Below are 16,788 nucleotides of genomic sequence, written 5' to 3'. Positions count from 1 at the left end.
GCCTTTCCGTTTCATTCACCGAAGTCGGCAGTCGAGTGGTATGCTAGAAATTGTCGAGTATCACAGCCTGTTGCGGAAGCTGTACTGGCTGAGAACGGAATCTACGGTAGGTATTCGGTCTCACAAATCGGGGCAAGTCGACAGACTCGGCTGAAGCTGCTTACCGCCTTGAAAACAGATATTGCTGCGGTCTTGTTCAGTGTCCAGGGACTGGACCCTCAAGGGTGTCTTGAGGTATGGGAGACAGCATCACAGGTCGTTGCCGACACTTCTGCGTCCGTATTGGAATTGTGCGAACCTCTGGTACACGACGATTGGGTGGAATGGCGATCAGGGGCTTTCACTCGTCTGGTGCAGCCCGTTTCCGATGACGATATCCTTGCAAGTGTCCCTCCGCATGAGCGACACGAGCAAAGGGTTCAAAGGCTTAAGAGTATGTGGGGGCTAGACGGCGATACAGTGTGAACAAGTTTGTATAGCTCAGCCGAACGCTCGTCGCTTCACGGGTGGCCTCCGAAAATTTCTGGCGGCATGCCGCAGCATCAAAACCCGTCCCTACCGACCGTCTGCCGCCAATTCCGCTTTCAACCACGCAAAAATCTCTGCTCCGATTTGACCGTAGCCCGCTGGGTTGGGGTGGACGCCGTTGTTGGTTGGATATCCGTCGACGGGATCGAGGTTGAGTTCTGTTGGGATGATGAAGATCTGTTCCTGCTCCCGTCCTTTGAACTGCGCGATTTCAAGTTGGACCAGTCTGTGTTGGATGCGCTTCCAGCCCCAGCGCGGATACTTGCCTTTGTAGTTGGCCTCAAAACTGGACTCCCGCGTGTTGGGCGGCGGGGTGAGGCAGATGCCTAGCTTGGCCTGCGGGGCTGCTTTGTGAAATGCGGCTAGGAGGATCTCTGCCTGCTCAAGGACGGCATTGATCCCATCGTCCAAGCTCTCCGGGTCGTTGGGATTGAGTCGGAAGCAATCGTTGATTCCCAGTAGGAACACAATCACATCAGCGGGCTTGCCGTCGCATTCCTTCTCGAAATATTGTTGCGGGTCCAACTGCGGTTTTCCCGATTTGTTCAGATAGACAAAGGGACTGCTTCGCTTGCGATAGGTGCCATCGGGGTTGGGTTCATGGTGAGCGGCGAAGCGTTGCCAGGTCCAGCCGCCGTAACCTTCATGCGCGACACCGGTCTTGGCTGCGGAAGGCCGGTGCGTTCCCAGCATAGTCCACTGCGGGTTTCCCGCGCTTGTGAGATGCTCAGCGATTGTGTTGGGGTAATGCGTGGCGTGCGTCAGACTGTCGCCGACGATCAGCAAACGGAGCGGACGATTTTCTCCCGCATCAGATTTCGTCACATGTAGCACCGTCTTGGCCGTGCCGAGGGATTTTCCGTCGGCATCAGAAACGGAGACCGTCAACGGATGATCGCCCACATCAGCTTCTTGTGGAGTGATCCGCCAACGCTTTGCTGCGGATTCTCCGATATCACACGTTACTTGGAAATCATAATCCTCAGGTGTCTCCGTGAGCACAATATTATCGTAGTAAATGCTGAATTCGACACCGGGAACCGCATAACAGTCCGCCGGCAAAGTGAGACGCAGCGGACCACCCACTTCCTCAGCTCGGCAAGGCTCCGCACTAAGAATCGCGATTGCGAACAACCACAGTGTGAATTTCAATGTCAATCTCGATTGAGCAGGCATGACGTACTCTCTGCGTATGGATGTTCTGTTCGGAACAGAGCTGTGGTTTCTAAAAACAAGTGACCGGCCATCGGTTTCGCGACACGGCCTTTGACGTTGGCAAAGTCATGCTACTGGTGGTGACTCCACACCGCAATGCGACACTGTCGCATCAGCTGGCAGGCCGGGCGACGTTGGGTTCGCTGGTGAGGAACGGGAAGCAGACAATGGTCAATCCGGCTCCGGGTTGCGGGCGGCATTTTTGAGTAGAAATGCGGTGAGCGTCCCGAGTACCACAACGCCGCAAATCGTGACCGTCCAAAGCAATCCTTGATGTTCCTCACTCCAGGGAAGCTTGGGTTGGATCGGCCCGGTAAAGAATGGATTCTTTTCGACAGGACGAAAATTGATTTTGCTTGCGGCCAGTTGGCGCGTGGAGCCGATCGTCTTGGCCAGGTCATAACGAGGAGGCTGCAAGCTTTCGCTGCCGACATACAGGGCGATTTCACGACCGGCGACGTTCAAGTGCCGATTCTCCACCACGACGGTTTGTTGCAAAGATTCTGCCGTACAACCCGCAATTTTCAGTGGGCGATCGTCGCCATCGTTGATGGTTAGCCGGAGATATCGGCCAGTGATCTGCTGATATTCCAAATGATCTTCCACCACGTTCACGCCCAAACGCTGAATCCGATACAGTTGTCCCGATCGAACAGTCCGCCAGCGAACGGGTTCCTCCAAACTGTCTGTAGCGTCAAGCTGTACCGTGCGATAGTAATTACCGACGAAATTGATGTCGAGTTTTATCCCAACACTTGGCAGACGATCGTATCCGAAATCGAAAACAACAGTTGTTTGCTTCGTTTCAGGAGAGGTGGCGTTTGAAACGATTCGAGCCGGCGATTCGACACGGGGGGCCTGTACGTGAATGTGGTCGAGAATCGTTACGCCGGTGATTTTTAATGGAGGTAAATCGCCATTGTGAATCTCCACTTTGTAAAACGCGAACCGGCTTTTCGGGAAATGGACGCGATGCACCTGAAAACGATGTCCAGAACGCGAGACGTCGAGGAGATAACCTTTGTCAGTGAGCAGGTTCCAGACTTGGGGATCGCGCTGATTTGCGGCAAATATTTTGACCGACCGTTCATAATTGCGATCGGTACTTTGAATGCCAATGTCAATCTCGTTGACCGGTTCGCGCGTCTCTCCTAACGCAAGCAGAAACTGGGTGGTTCCCCCCACTTCGGAGAGGTTTAACATTTCCGCTTTAGGTGTCACCGTGCGTATTTCATCGGTTTGCCGACTCAAGACATACGGGATTTCCTCCCAAGCCTCCGTGTCGACATCGACAGAGAGTATTCGCAGGTCACCCAGGTCACCCAGGTCACGTCGGGCGATGCCGTATAAGCCTGGGGGCAAGACCATCTCGCCGTAGGCGTCAGTCGTGGTCTCATCTGTATCAATTGGATAGCGATGGGTGAGGGTTTCCAAAACGTTTTCCGCCGAATCAGCAGCATAGGCGGTCGTCGAATTCGCCAATGCGGCGAGCGGCACCAAAATCGCAATCAGGACCGGGGCAATCCATGCACGGATACGTTCGCGATAGCGGCGATAGAGGAAGGAAACCAAGAACAACGAGACCCCCAGTCCGCCGAACGCAATAAAACGGATCGCTGTGTTGAGGTGCCAAATATCATAAAAGAAGACTTTTGACGTCGTGAGTAGAAACAGCGATAACGAAAGAACGCGGATCGAACTTGACCGAAAATAGATGCCCGCAATCAGGGTTCCGATGGCATAGCAGGTCCAGACGATGGTGATCAACAGGGAACTGGTCGTTCCCCAGTCGCGGACGACACCCTGGGCATAAACTTCAGCGGTCAGCATCATCAAGGCAGTGATATTGGCGAATAGGCCCAGTATTGTCTTCAGCGGGAGGTCATAAAACTGCCGTTCCCATTCCGTGTCCGTCGGTTGCTCCGAATCGTCGCGTCGAAACAAGAACGCCACAAAACATGCGGCAGCAATCGCGAAGAGGAATCCCAAGCCACGAGGATTGACGAGGAACAGATTCCACAGTCCGCCATTGGCAACGGTCTCTAGGCTTCGCCAGTCCGATTGCCAGCCCGCAAGCGTGCCGACGAATGTGATGGCCAGCAGAGCCCCCAAGATCGTAAAGAGACCCGCTGTCACGATTCGCAACTCACGCGTGTTTAACCACCGAGACATCAACGCCACGGAAACCGCAATCAACGACGTCCAGATCAAAAACATGCCTGTATAATTGGGAAACCGCCAATGCCGGGCATGGCCGAAGGCGAACGATTCGACAATGAGCATCGCCCAAGCAGCAAGCGGCACACAGGCGGGCAACCAGATCCCCAGCCATGAACTTGGCCCTGCGCGGGTGGGATCCGAAATATTTGTTTCCCTTGTCGAAAGTTGATCGGATGTGGCAGCGAAACGTGAACGATATTCCCATCCCAGGACTGCCAACACGAGAATCGATGCCAAAAAACTCAGAGAACGACCATTGAATATGCTTGTCCAGGACGGATCGTCCGGGGTGGCATTGATGGTCGGCTGCATCGCACTTCCGGGCATTGTTTCAAGAGCAATCGGATCGATTCTAGTGAACCGCGTTTGGAATTGATTTGGTTCCAAAAATGTTCCAGCGGAATAATAAGCGAGCAACATTTGCACGAAGATCAAAAGTCCAAAGCCCGCCTGACGAAGTCTGACTTCGTTGAAACGCAGCCCCAGTTCTACCAACAGCAAACTCTCGGCTGCCCACGCGATCACGACCCAGTGCCCTGTAAATTGCAGTGGAATTGCCAGCGTCAAGAACGAAGCAGCAATTCCACCCATGGCAATGATGACGCGACGGCCTGCGGGGTGGCGGGAAAGCGCTACTAACCCCAACGCCAAATAAACCGCAGCCATCGCAATTGCCAGTACCCCGTGCAATGCGGAGAATTCTTTCAATGTCACTGCGTAGAGACCACTGAAATAAGCGACGGGTGTGGCCAGGATCAGAAAGAAATCGGCTGCCTTGGCTTGTTCACGCCGGATGATGTTGTGCCACACGCCCAGTAGGGCAAAGAGCACAAAGAAGGCTGTCATCAGAATCAAAGTTGCCGACATCTTTTCTGGGGCATAGTGTTGTTCAATCCAACCTAACCACATGAAGAGTGTGGCGACAAACGCCAGCACTTGCGTCGGTTGCCACTTGCGAAACGTCGCAAGTCCCAACACGCCTGCATCCAATAGAAAGATGTAGGAGAAAAGTGACCATTGTGCATCTTGACCCGTGGAGAGCATGACGGGCGTTAGAAATCCACCGATCAATCCCAGTACCGCGGTCGGTTGAGCTTTGAAATAACCAGCGAACGAGAGAACAGCCGCTGTCGAGAGAATCATGCCACCGAACGCAAGCTCTTGCGGCATCAACTCGTACCAGCGATAACCGGCGAACAGCGAGAAATACAGAATGCCTAGCGCTGCACCGACCAGCGATTGCGAGAGCCAGCGGTAATTGCGAAGCATGGCAAACGCTCCACCGGCAAAGCAGAGCATTCCGCCCAACACCCCTAACACAACCCGCCCGGTTTCGCCGATCAAGCCCGTGTCGATTGTGTATTTGAAGAAGAAACCAACGCCGAGAATCACAGCTACGGCCCCGATCCACGTCAGCCATTTGCCCGCTAAGAGTTCTTCGAAGGAAACCTTTGTTTCTGTTTTGTCCGCGAGACTAGATATTGCTGATGGTGACGCCGTCGCAGCTGTGGGCGTTTTCTTCGGCACGGAACGCGAACGCGGTTGCGGGGGCTGGTTAACATCATTCAGCCAAATATCTGCGGAGTGGATCGGTGCGGAAGGCTTTGCCGGTTCGGTGGTCTCGATGTGAGTCTTTTCCGTTGCGCTGCTGTTTTTGGATCGTTCGAGCCGATAGATGCGGTCCTCCATGTGACGGACGCGCTGAAATAGAAGGAAGACGACGATCGGTCCCAGGAGAATCCAGGCCCCGATCCCAATCGCGAAAAGGATAAATACTCCGTCCATCCCGACATTCCCCTATCAGTAATCCCGTCGATATCCACACTTCAATCGCGAGCTTCGCATAGTTCAGAAACGGAAACAACAAGCATCTAGAGAATAGACGTTGTTGGGTCACGGGATATAACGCGAGCGAACGATCTTTCTGCTAGCACCGCATCCGCTGGTCGTCTCGCCTTACTCCGCCAACGGGTAGACGCAAGGGGCAACGACGTCTAAGTCTTTGACGGGCACGTCGTCTGCGGGTATTATCGAACGCACTGGTCGCGGGTAAGAATGGCGAATGCATCGACTTCTCTGCCGAGCCCGCAGATTCCGTCCAGGACGCGTGGCGGCATATCTTTGGAGGGTCGCGTTGCTGGGTTCGAATACAACCGGTTTGTCTCGATTGAAGGTTACGACTCCTGATGAACCAGCCCGATGAACCAGCGATGAAGGATGCACACCCCTCGACTCCCTGGTGGCGTCGGTTGTGGGAGCCTTGTGACATTGGGAGCGTGGTCTTCTTCCGGATTGCTTTTGCCGGCGTCATGCTGTGGCACGTCGGGCTGTTTCTGAGCCGGGACTGGGTGACCTTCTACTTTACCGACTCTCCGCACCACTTGAGCTATTTTGGTTTTGAGTGGGTCCGGCCGATGAGCGGCGAACGGATGCAGCAGGTGTTCTATCTGATGGGACTGGCGGCGATCGGGGTCGGCTTGGGATGGTTCTATCGGCTCAGCGCAATCGTGCTCTTTGTGACATACACCTACACGTTTCTGGCAGAGGCGGGTCTGTTTCAGAACCACTACTATATGATGAGTTTGCTTGCGTTTTTGCTGATTCTGATTCCCGCTCACCGTTCTTTCTCGGTCGATGCGACCGTCGTGCCTGAGCGGGCAAGCCAATTCATTCCCAACTGGTGCCGGTGGGTATTGATGTTTATGGTGGCACTGCCGTATGTCTATGGCGGAATCGCCAAGCTGAACGGCGACTGGCTACAAGCGATGCCGGTCGGGTTTTGGATTAGCTATAAAAGCGATCTCCCGGTTATTGGTCCGTATCTCACGCAGCGATGGATGGCGTGGGCCTTAAGCTATGCGGGCTTGATATTCGACCTGTCGATTGTGCCGTTATTGCTGTGGAAGAAAACGCGTTGGTTTGCCTACATCGCTGCCACTCTCTTTCACTTGATGAACGCGATGCTGTTCGACATCGATGTTTTCCCTTGGATGATGATACTGCTGACGACCATCTATTTTTCAGCGGATTGGCCACGAAAACTTCTTCGCCGGCCTTTGCCGGCCACGGACAGTGTTCCAACCGCCGCTACAACTCTCGGGCAACGGGCGGTGTTGGGTGTGGTGGCCCTGTTTGTGGTGTGTCAGTTGGTTTTTCCCCTGCGGCATTGGGTCTATCCAGGGGATCCCAGTTGGACGGAAGAGGGGCATCAGTTTGCATGGCGGATGATGCTTCGTAACAAGAACGTATTCATTCGCTTTTATGCGACAGACGTAGCGAAAGGAGAAACCGGCGAGATTCCCGTTGACCGGATGTTGAACGCTCTTCAACTCCGCGAACTGGTTGTCTCGCCCGATCAGATTGTGGCGACTGCCCGGCTCTTTGCTGAGATGGCACGCCAGGCGGGAATCGAGCAGGTAGAGATCCGTGCGGTTGTCCTTGTGTCTCTCAACGGGCGTAAGCCTCAGTTGATGATTGATCCGGAGCTTGATTTGCTAACGGTCGATCGTACATGGGGGCACCAGCCCTGGATTGTCCCGCTGACAGAACCGCTCCGCGCAGAGCCGTGGGATGTGCCCACAGATCAATGGCCGGCGGAGTTGGGAATCGAGCTTCCCGAAGTGACTGTCACCAATTGAGTTGAGTGCCTTCACGTTGACCGTACAGCGTGAAGTTTCTCGTTCTTGACCAATTGTTAATCTTTGCGGGTCGCAACGCATTTTCTGATGCTGCTGATTTCCGTGATGTTTTGCACGGAGAGGCACGATCAATGAGAAGCCGGTCTTCTTTTGTTCCGCCCGGGCCCCGATGGATTGGAGTCACGATCTTGAAACTCTCCGCAAAACTCTTCGGATTCAGTGTTGTTTGCCTGGCGATCTCGTTCTGCGGCACTGCACGTGCTCAGGAGTATTGCGCTCCGGCCTGCGATACGGCACAACCCAGCTGGATGTGCGATAGCAATACGGATCCCTGCACCGACTGGTTGTCCTCGCCGTTCATGCTCGGGGATTTGGGTGGGTTGCGTTCTGGGTTGGCTGAGAGCGGCATTGTGTATAACGCCTCGTTGACGAACTTCTATCAGGGAGTCACCAGCGGCGGAAATCAGCAGACGTTTAACAACGGCGGCAAGCTGGATCAATTTGTGATCTTTGAAGGGGGCAAGCTGGGCCTCAATGAAGGGTTCATGGCCATTTTGCATGCCGAGACGCGCTACGGCGAGGACGTAATCATGGACGCGGCACCATTGGCCCCGGTGAATGGTAACTTGCTGTATCCCTCGCTCAATAACGAAACGGCGATTACCGGACTGCTCTTCCAGCAAGCGCTCAGTGAAGAATGGGCGCTCTCTTTTGGGAAATTCAATGCACTCGATCTGTGGAACATGCTCTACCCTCAAACCGGCCGCGGCGTGACGGGCTTTATGAATGCCTCGATGATTCTCCCACTAACAATGGCCCGCACGTTTCCGCTGTCGACGCTTGGGGGTGGGGTCTTGCGGATGAAGGAGAAGCAAATTCAAGGAGCGTTGGTTGCCTATGACTCGAATAACTCGACCACAACCAGTGGCTTCGACGAATTGTTCGACAACGGTGCGGTCGTCCTCGGCTTATGGCGGTTTTTTACAGAATTCAACGAGTTGCCCGGCTCGCACCTGTTCGGCGGAACATGGGCTAGTGGGGACTTTTCCTCGTTGGATCGTTTGGATTGGGCCTTCATTCCGGGGCAGGGGATTACTGCCGGACAACAAAGCGGTTCGTGGTCGTTGTTCTATGTGGCGGAACAAAAGTTGATGGTCGATCCGTGTAATCCGAAACGCAATGTCGGCCTATTGAGCCAGTGGGGATTGGCTGACGAAGAGACCAGTCCGTATCGGTGGACCGGCAACGTGGCCTTGCAAGCTCAAGGTATGATTCGCGGTCGTGATAACGATACGCTGGGCGTCGGATATTTCTACAGCGGCCTCAGCGGACAATTCAAGTCGTTGCAACGGCAGTTCGACGTCGACAATTTGCAGGGGGGCGAAATCTATTACAACGCCACCATCACGCCCTGGTTTCATCTGACCGCCGACTTGCAAGTCGTGGAACCGTCGGTGCAGTTCAACGACACAGCCGTCGTGTTTGGCCTGCGGGCACAATTGCTGCTGTAGCCGTCGGCTGTCGCAGCCGACCATCGAGGTCAGTTTGACATCCGACAGCCACGCGCATCGGTTATTTGGGAACAGCATGGTTCTTGCGTGCTTCCACGAATCCCAGTTTGACAAATGCCGACACAACTTGGGCGTGGGCTTGAATCAACGGGACGACAGCCTTTTTTTCCGACGTGACCACGACGTGCACCCCTTTGGGGGTGTTTTTTACAGTCATCGAGGTCCATTGTACGTTGCGAAATAAGGCTGCAAACAAGGGATCGCGCTGCCGGATCGGTTGTTTGTTCTTAACACGGCGATGCATGGCAGCGACGTGTTCCTGAATCGCGGCGACGATTTCCGGCACGTCCGATTCGGTGACCGTCTCCACACCATTGGGCAGTTTCTTGACCTCGCGCCGAATCTGTTTGTGATTCGCTAACAGATATTGAAATACGGTGCGATCTCTTTGGAATTGCGGGTCATTCTGTCCCCGCCCGCCGCCGCGTCCCCGTCTACCGCGCCCGCGCTGTGGTGCACCCAATAGAGGACCGGCAAAGTGCGAACTAAGAAGTCCGCCCAACGCTGCCAGGAATATCCGTCGTGTCGTACTCATGATTGTTCTCCACTGAAATGAAACGGCCGCTCACCAGAGACCCGTTTTTTAAAACATGCTTTTTGTGACCACCAATACCGCCACGGCCACAACGGCCATGGAAAATCCCTTCTGTAATGCAGCTCCTGAAATCCGACGGCCCAGTTGGGTCCCCATCGACAAACCGACAATCCCACCTCCCGCGAACAGCGCTGCGATGTGAAAATCGAGGGGCCGATCGGCAAGCAGGTTGGACGCGATCCCCGACGCACTGATTAAGGCGATCACCAATAACGAGGTAGCAACGGCGCGATGGATGGGCATACCGCTGAATAACACCAGTGCTGGGACAATCACAAATCCCCCGCCGACTCCGAACAGTCCCGATAAGATGCCTGTGGCAAACCCCAGTGCGATCAACAGCACCGCGCAGCGCGATGTCAATTGCAGTTGGCCCTGGGCATCGCGGCGGCACGTTGCCTCATTCGGCGATTCCACGGTTGCGTCAGCGGGGCAAGCAGTCTTTTCTGTTGCTGTGTTCGATGCTGTCGAGCGGCGCCACATGCGTAACGCGATTGCCAACATCAAACCGGCGAAGAGCAGCATCAATAGCTTTTCCGGCATCAATGAATTCAGCCAGGTGCCGAGCGGCGCTCCCAGCATTCCGGTCACGGCGAAGAGCAACCCTGTACGGAATTCGACTTGACCACCTCGTAGATGTTGGATCACACCCCAGGCGGCTGTCGCCCCGACGGCCGCCAGCGAAATCCCCACAGCTTCGTGTGGCGGTACAGACATCGCATACACCAACAATGGCACCGCGAAAATCGATCCGCCCCCACCGGTCAGCCCCAAAGCCAACCCAATGACGAGACCAAAGCCCAAGCTGAGAATGACGGTCTCCATGAGTTTACCTATATGATCTTGTGACTCAAGTTGTTGAAGCGGTCGCGGGGACTTGCGGCAATTGAGACGCTTTCCATGCCCCAAATCCGCCGACTAAGTCGAGGACGTTTTCCAACCCATGTTTTTGTAATAAGCTGGCCCCCAGAGATGAGCGATAGCCTCCCGCACAATGGATCACCACAGTTTCATCGCTGGGAATGGTTTGCAGCCGTTCCTCCAGGTGATTCAGCGGTATGTTGTAGCTCCCCTCGATGTGCCCCTGCTGATACTCCGTCGGCGTACGTATATCGAGGATGAAGTAGTGACTGGCCGCCGACTGTTGTTCGGCCAGTGCCTGTGCCGTAATCCGTTCGGTCCGCTGCAAAAGATCGGGGCGATCGTCCAGGGCATTGAGCCCCCCAAGTAAATAGCCGACAACGTTATCAAAGCCGATCCGTCCGAGTCGCATGACAGCTTCCTGTTCCTGGCCAGGTTCAGCGATGACCACAATCTCATGGTCTTTGTCTAAAATCGTTCCGGCCCATGTGGCATATTTTCCATCCAGGCCGATATTCAGCGCTCCTTGCAGATGTCCACCGGCAAAGTCCAAAGCGCTGCGGACATCGACAATTTGTGCGCCGGAGTGCTGCAGGCTTAAGACTTCGTCGACATCCAGCGGACGCAACTTGTCACGCATGGTTTCGTCCATTGCCGGTCGTTCTTGACGGTTCAAAATGGCATCGTGCACGAAGTAGTCAGGAGCTTCGGGCTGTTCGGCGGTGACTAATTCCTTAAACGCCTCCAGCGTCATCGGCTGCAGCGCGTAATTGTATTGTTTCTGTTCCCCGATCGTGCTTGAGGCGGCGTCGCTCAAGTTTTTACCACACATCGATCCAGCGCCATGCGCAGGATAAACGAGTGTCGCATCTGGTAATTTCATCAATTTGTTGTGCAACGAATCGTAGAGCATATCTGCCAATTCATCGGCCGTGACACCGATCGATGCCAACAAGTCGGGCCGACCGACGTCGCCGATGAACAGCGTGTCGCCTGTTAAAACCGATTGCGGCTGCTCGCTGTCGACACTCTTGTCGAAGACCAGGATCGAGAGGCCTTCGGGCGTATGCCCCGGTGTTTCCAGCGCCTGCAGCCGTACGTTGCCAAATTCAATCGCATCGCCGTCACCCAGTCTTTGGAATTCAAATTCGGCCTCGGCGCGACTGCCGAGATAGATCTTAGCTCCGCATTGATTTCGCAGTTCGATGTGCCCGGCGATAAAGTCGGCGTGGAAATGCGTGAGGATCACATGCTCGATTTTAAAACCGTGCTCTTTCGCATCCTCGAGATAGATTTCAATATCCCGCTGTGGATCAATCACTGCAGCGACGCCCGTTTGTTCGTCGGCCACCATGTAGGAGGCATGCGACAGGCATTCTAAGTAATAACGTTGGAAGTACATGACATTGTTCCTTTCATCTGTTTCGTGTTCGCTGATGGAATCGGGCATCAAGCAACACGGCATTGTTGATCGTCGCTGCTGACGCGGTTCCAAGGCATCTTGGCGAGCAGCATGGCCATGCCACAGGTGTCGGTCACGCCGGCGAATACCAAGCCCGCTCCCACAAAGGCGGCCAGTCCGGCGAAATAGGGATGCACCGTCAAAGCTAACACGCTGCCCAGTAACACCAAGCTGCCGGCGGCGATGCGGACTTGCCGCTCCAGTGAGACTGTCTTCTTGCCGCGGACGACCGGGAGATTGGCTTGTTCCCAAGCCTGCGTGCCCCCCTCCACATTCACCACATTTTCGCAACCGGCATGGATCAGTTTCTCGCACGCTTTGCTTGACCGATTGCCGCTATTGCAGATCACATACAGCGGTTGATCCCCTGAACCATTTCGGTCGGCAAGCAGTTTTTCCGGGTTGAGTGCATCCAGTGGAACGTTGCGAGCAATGGTTGCGTGTGTTTCGCGAAATTCCGCCGGAGTGCGGACGTCGATCAATTCGACCTTCTTTTGGTCTCCGATTTCCGCCAGTTCTTGGACTGAGATCGTTTTTAGCGTGGCCATGATAATACCTCGTAATATCGTAAGGTTATGATATATGTGTCAAAAAAATAAGCAGTCTCCTTCAGGGGGCTGCCAGAAACCGGCTTTCGATGCACTTCATGATGTCAGCCAAGTGTGGTTCAGCGACTTCGTAAAACACCTTGCGCCCTTCGCGTTGGCTTGTCAAAAAACCACAACGCTGCATCAATCGGAGATGCTCCGACGCCACATTGTTGGGAATATCACAGTCTTCTGCCAACTCCCCGACGGTGTACCGGCCATCGAGCAACAGCTGCACCATGCGGAGTCGCGCCGGGTGCGCCAGTGCCTTGAGGCATTCTGCTGCTTGTCCAAACGCTTCCATTGGGGCGATCGTTGCTTTTGTTTTTTTTGCTTTCATGATTGGCTCCTACTTCATTGTATCGTCAACTCGCGACATGTCAATGAGTGTTTTCACAGTTTTTTGGGATTTGGAGCGCGCTAACGAATTGGGACGGGAATTGGCCCGGATGTGACAAAAGGGCTGTGGTGCTTCATGAATTCACTTGGGCGCGTTACGATAATTGAGTGCTGCGCCACGGCTCAGCACCAACCGGGTCGAGCAGCGGCGATTGATGTGACATCACCGTATTGCGACGGGATGAGAATTGTGAGCTTTGACGATTCACCGACGAAGGATCTCAAATGGCTTGTTTTGCTCGACGAGTTTGAGGAGGCCCTGCGCGAGGGCCGGGAGACAGCGGCGATCGAAGCCGACGCCCTGCGACGCTTCGGTTCGGAACAATTGCAAATTCTGTTGATGCTCAAAGAGTTGTATGAGACGGATCTAGCCGGCTTCATCTCTCATCGAGACGCAACCGTCGCGCTGACCAATGCCCAGACAAATCAGCAGTCCTCGGAACCGCGGACGTTCCCCAAACATTTTGGCCGATTTAAAGTACTGGACAAAATTGGCGAGGGAGGAAATGGGGTCGTCCTCTTGGCGTTTGATCCGCAGTTGAATCGGGAGGTCGCGCTCAAGATTCCGCGTATGGATGCCTCGATTTCAGATGATATGGATCGTCGTTTTTTGCGCGAAGGGCGCGCCGCGGCAGCGCTAACGCATCCGAATATCATTCCGGTGTACGAAGCCGGAAAATTCGAGAAAGGCCGGTATATCCTCTCCGCATACTGCGCGGGTCCAAATTTAGCAATGTGGATCGCGCGGCGTTGCGCACAAGGTTTGGTGAATGATCCCCGGAAAGTAGCCGAATGGGTCGCACAATTGGTGGAGGCCAGCGAATATGCCCATCGTCAGGGGGTCGTCCATCGCGACTTGAAACCCAGCAATATCATGTTGGAACCGGATCCGTCAGTGCCAAAGAGGAGTGAATACGCATATATTCCGCGCATCACAGACTTCGGTATCGCTAAATTTATTGCGGCTGACAGCAGTGTGACACAAACCGGTGCGATTTTGGGAACACCGCAATACATGTCACCCGAACAAGCCGCCGGCCGGACGAAGGATGTTGATGAGTCCAGCGACATTTATGCGCTAGGTGTGATCCTGTATGAACTGCTGGTTGGCAAGCCGCCGATCATGGGAGCAACAGTCCTCGAGACATTGCAAAAAGTGGTTTCCGAAGAACCTCCTTCGCTCCGCAAACAGCGGCCGGAGATTCCCCGGGAATTAGCGGTGATTTGTCTAAAGTGTTTGGAGAAAACACCTGCGCAACGCTATGCGACGGCGGGTGATTTGGCAGCTGATTTACGGCGGTTTCTTCGTGGTGAGCCGATTCTTGCGCGCGGACAGGGCACGCTGCGTAAAACGGTGCATTGGGTGAACCGCAGAAAATTTTCGGGCGTCAGTGTCCTGATGGGAGCCGTTGCAATTGCCGCTTTGGTCTCCTTGGTCGCTTGGTTTGCAATGCCTCGCGGAGCGGTTTCCGTTTTCGATGGAAACGGTGCGAGCGCCAGCGATCCCGAAGTGTTGCGCGAAGACCAATACTACAGTGACGTCAAACGTGCCGGTGAAATCTGGGCCGATAGTTACTTTCGTATCAAGGACCAACCCAACACATCCACGGCGATACAAGAATTGCTGAAGCCCCATTTGCCGCAGGACGGGAACAGCGATCTGCGGGGATTTGAATGGCATTACCTGTGGAAACTTGCGCATCCTCAAGACTACGCGCCACCGCCGGTCTTGCTCACTTCCTTCGACGCCCACGCTCACGAGGATGACAATCTCAATAACATTTACTTCATCCGGTTTTCGCCGGATAGCCGCTCCTTTGCAACCGCGGGCAGCGACGGATTGGCCCATATCTGGGATGCGGCCAGCGGCCAACGCTTGCAAACTCTAAAGGGGCATTCGAATGAAGTGAACTGCGTAACGTTCTCAGCAGATGGTTCACGCGTGGCAACGGCAAGCGACGACCATACGGTCAGAATCTGGGAAGTGGAGTCGGGGAAGGAAATCGGCACATTAACCGGGCATGAGACAATGGTTGTCGGTGTGGCGTTTTCGCCGCTGACATCGGACGTGGTCTCGGCCGATGATGCTGGAGTGCTCAAGGTCTGGGATTTGGACAGTATGGAGGAACGTCACTCGATTCAAGCACACCGCGGACGGATCGAATCGGTCGAGTTCTCAAAAGATGGGAGGTGGTTGGTCACCGCTAGCCGCGACAGCACGTCAATCGTCTGGAACACGACGAACTACACTTTGGATAAAACACGTCGCTACGGCACATCGGTCCGTTCCGCCGTATTTACACACGATTCCAGATATGTGGCCTATTGCGGCGACAGTGGCGATGTCAGATTTGATAGCGTCGAGAATGGAATTCGTTGGATTTCATTAGTGGGGCAGCAAGAGGATACGGCGCAAGCCATCCGGATCGCGCCGGACGATCAATCGATGGCATCGGTGGGCAGCAATGGGCCGATTTATCTTTGGGATCTGCCAACGCAAAGTATCGCTCATGTGATTGAGAATGACGGCGTTGCGTTTTGGGGAATGGACTTTTCCCCGGACGGTCGACTGTTCGTAGCGGGAGACAGTGCGGGCCGACTGCGCGTGTGGGACATTTCTGCCGGTTTTCATCGTACGAAACTTGCCGCGGAACCATTGGGGTTACAAGGCATCGCGATCTCCCCGAATAGTCGGTTTTTGGCGCTCGGTCAGCATACCGGTACGAGGGACCCGCGTCAGGCAAGCGGAGGGTGGCAAATTTGGGACATCGCTGCGGAGATTCCACGCCTCGTCCATCAAGAAACGGGCGATTCCATTTTCTCGCTAGCATTTTCACCCGATGGCGAACATCTGGCACTCGGAGGTCTGGAACATGGATCGGTCAAGAGCATCGTCCGCATTGTCAATTCGTTAACTTATAAGGAACAGTCTCAGATAAGTCTCGAAGAGGGTGTCCCTATGCAATTGGCAATTTTGGCCGACAATCGACGTTTGCTGGTTGGCAGCAATGCATGGGAGAGCGACGTGAATACCATTTCGCTGTGGGACATGGTGACAAACGACCGTCTCGATAACCAATCCCTGGGGCATGGAAGTTTGCATGGTGAAAACTTGCAGATACCAATTTCGAGTGACGGCAAATGGATTGCAACGAATTCCGGCCAAAACATGATTATCCCTTTCGGGCGCAAAGGATTTTTGCAGCCCAGTCGCCTCAATACTCCCATGGCGGCAACAGCTATGGCATTTGCACCCGACGGCCACGCGATTGCACTGGGATTAAAGCGTGGCGAGATCGCTCTTTGGGACTATTTGAACAATCAAGAGATCGAAATACTGCAAGGAGGCTTTTCCATTTACCGATCCGTGAAGTTTTCACCGGACGGGAATGCACTGGTGGCCGGTGCATTTGACGACACAGCGATACGCTTGTGGCGCCTGCGTCATTGGGAGGCACTGCTCTCACTGCCCATTCCGGGGGGGCGAGGGAGTTTCCAACATCTGCTCTTTTCACCAGATGGCCAGACAATCATCGCTGGTGGATGGTCAGGTCGGGTGGAACTGTGGAATCACCCCAATTGGCGAGAGGCTGTTCGCACTCAGCCGAGCAATATTTTTCTCTGGCGAATTGATACGGAGAATCCGGTTCAAGTGTCGCCCCAGTGAATTTGGGTAGGCATTGAACACTCTATTTGCTTGAAGGCGACGCCT

General features: G+C 54.4%; 10 protein-coding genes. 3 read left to right on the top strand and 7 right to left on the bottom strand.

The features are described from left to right. Nucleotides 1–555 precede the first annotated feature (555 nt). Together Mal52_RS27665 and Mal52_RS27660 are read right to left on the bottom strand one after the other, a co-directional pair. A complete protein-coding gene (locus tag Mal52_RS27665) occupies nucleotides 556–1,704 on the bottom strand; it encodes an SGNH/GDSL hydrolase family protein (protein ID WP_145380092.1) in 1,149 nt (382 codons plus the stop codon). Between the two features lie 210 nt (nucleotides 1,705–1,914). After that, nucleotides 1,915–5,748, bottom strand: a complete 3,834-nt coding sequence (locus Mal52_RS27660; protein WP_145380090.1) for a DUF2339 domain-containing protein — start codon at nucleotides 5,746–5,748, stop codon at nucleotides 1,915–1,917. 401 nt (nucleotides 5,749–6,149) lie between these two features. Between Mal52_RS27660 and Mal52_RS27655 the strand changes: the two genes are divergently transcribed. Both Mal52_RS27655 and Mal52_RS27650 read left to right on the top strand, forming a co-directional pair. Next, entirely contained in the window at nucleotides 6,150–7,601 is a 1,452-nt protein-coding gene (locus Mal52_RS27655) for an HTTM domain-containing protein (protein ID WP_145380088.1), read from the top strand. Nucleotides 7,602–7,789: 188 nt separating this feature from the next. Continuing rightward, nucleotides 7,790–9,112: a carbohydrate porin gene (locus Mal52_RS27650; RefSeq protein WP_197534512.1), complete on the top strand. Its 1,323-nt coding sequence runs from the start codon at nucleotides 7,790–7,792 to the stop codon at nucleotides 9,110–9,112. 61 nt (nucleotides 9,113–9,173) lie between these two features. Here Mal52_RS27650 and Mal52_RS27645 read toward each other — a convergent pair whose 3' ends face one another. From Mal52_RS27645 to Mal52_RS27625, 5 genes are all read right to left on the bottom strand, one after another. Next, on the bottom strand, nucleotides 9,174–9,707 hold the full coding sequence (locus Mal52_RS27645; RefSeq protein WP_145380084.1) for a hypothetical protein: 534 nt from the start codon (nucleotides 9,705–9,707) through the stop codon (nucleotides 9,174–9,176). Nucleotides 9,708–9,755: 48 nt separating this feature from the next. After that, entirely contained in the window at nucleotides 9,756–10,592 is an 837-nt protein-coding gene (locus Mal52_RS27640; RefSeq protein ID WP_145380082.1) for a sulfite exporter TauE/SafE family protein, read from the bottom strand. Nucleotides 10,593–10,617: 25 nt separating this feature from the next. After that, entirely contained in the window at nucleotides 10,618–12,030 is a 1,413-nt protein-coding gene (locus Mal52_RS27635; RefSeq protein WP_145380081.1) for an MBL fold metallo-hydrolase, read from the bottom strand. Nucleotides 12,031–12,077: 47 nt separating this feature from the next. After that, entirely contained in the window at nucleotides 12,078–12,638 is a 561-nt protein-coding gene (locus Mal52_RS27630) for a rhodanese-like domain-containing protein (RefSeq protein WP_197534511.1), read from the bottom strand. 61 nt (nucleotides 12,639–12,699) lie between these two features. Then, nucleotides 12,700–13,017, bottom strand: coding sequence for an ArsR/SmtB family transcription factor (locus tag Mal52_RS27625; protein WP_197534510.1), 318 nt, complete (start codon nucleotides 13,015–13,017; stop codon nucleotides 12,700–12,702). Nucleotides 13,018–13,266: 249 nt separating this feature from the next. Between Mal52_RS27625 and Mal52_RS27620 the strand changes: the two genes are divergently transcribed. After that, on the top strand, nucleotides 13,267–16,743 hold the full coding sequence (locus Mal52_RS27620; protein ID WP_197534509.1) for a protein kinase domain-containing protein: 3,477 nt from the start codon (nucleotides 13,267–13,269) through the stop codon (nucleotides 16,741–16,743). Nucleotides 16,744–16,788 lie beyond the last annotated feature (45 nt).

Origin of the sequence: Symmachiella dynata, from assembly GCF_007747995.1 — a bacterium.
GTDB classification, from domain to species: domain Bacteria; phylum Planctomycetota; class Planctomycetia; order Planctomycetales; family Planctomycetaceae; genus Symmachiella; species Symmachiella dynata.
Note: the sequence above shows the minus strand (reverse complement) of the source record. Positions and strands in the feature narration are given on the sequence as shown.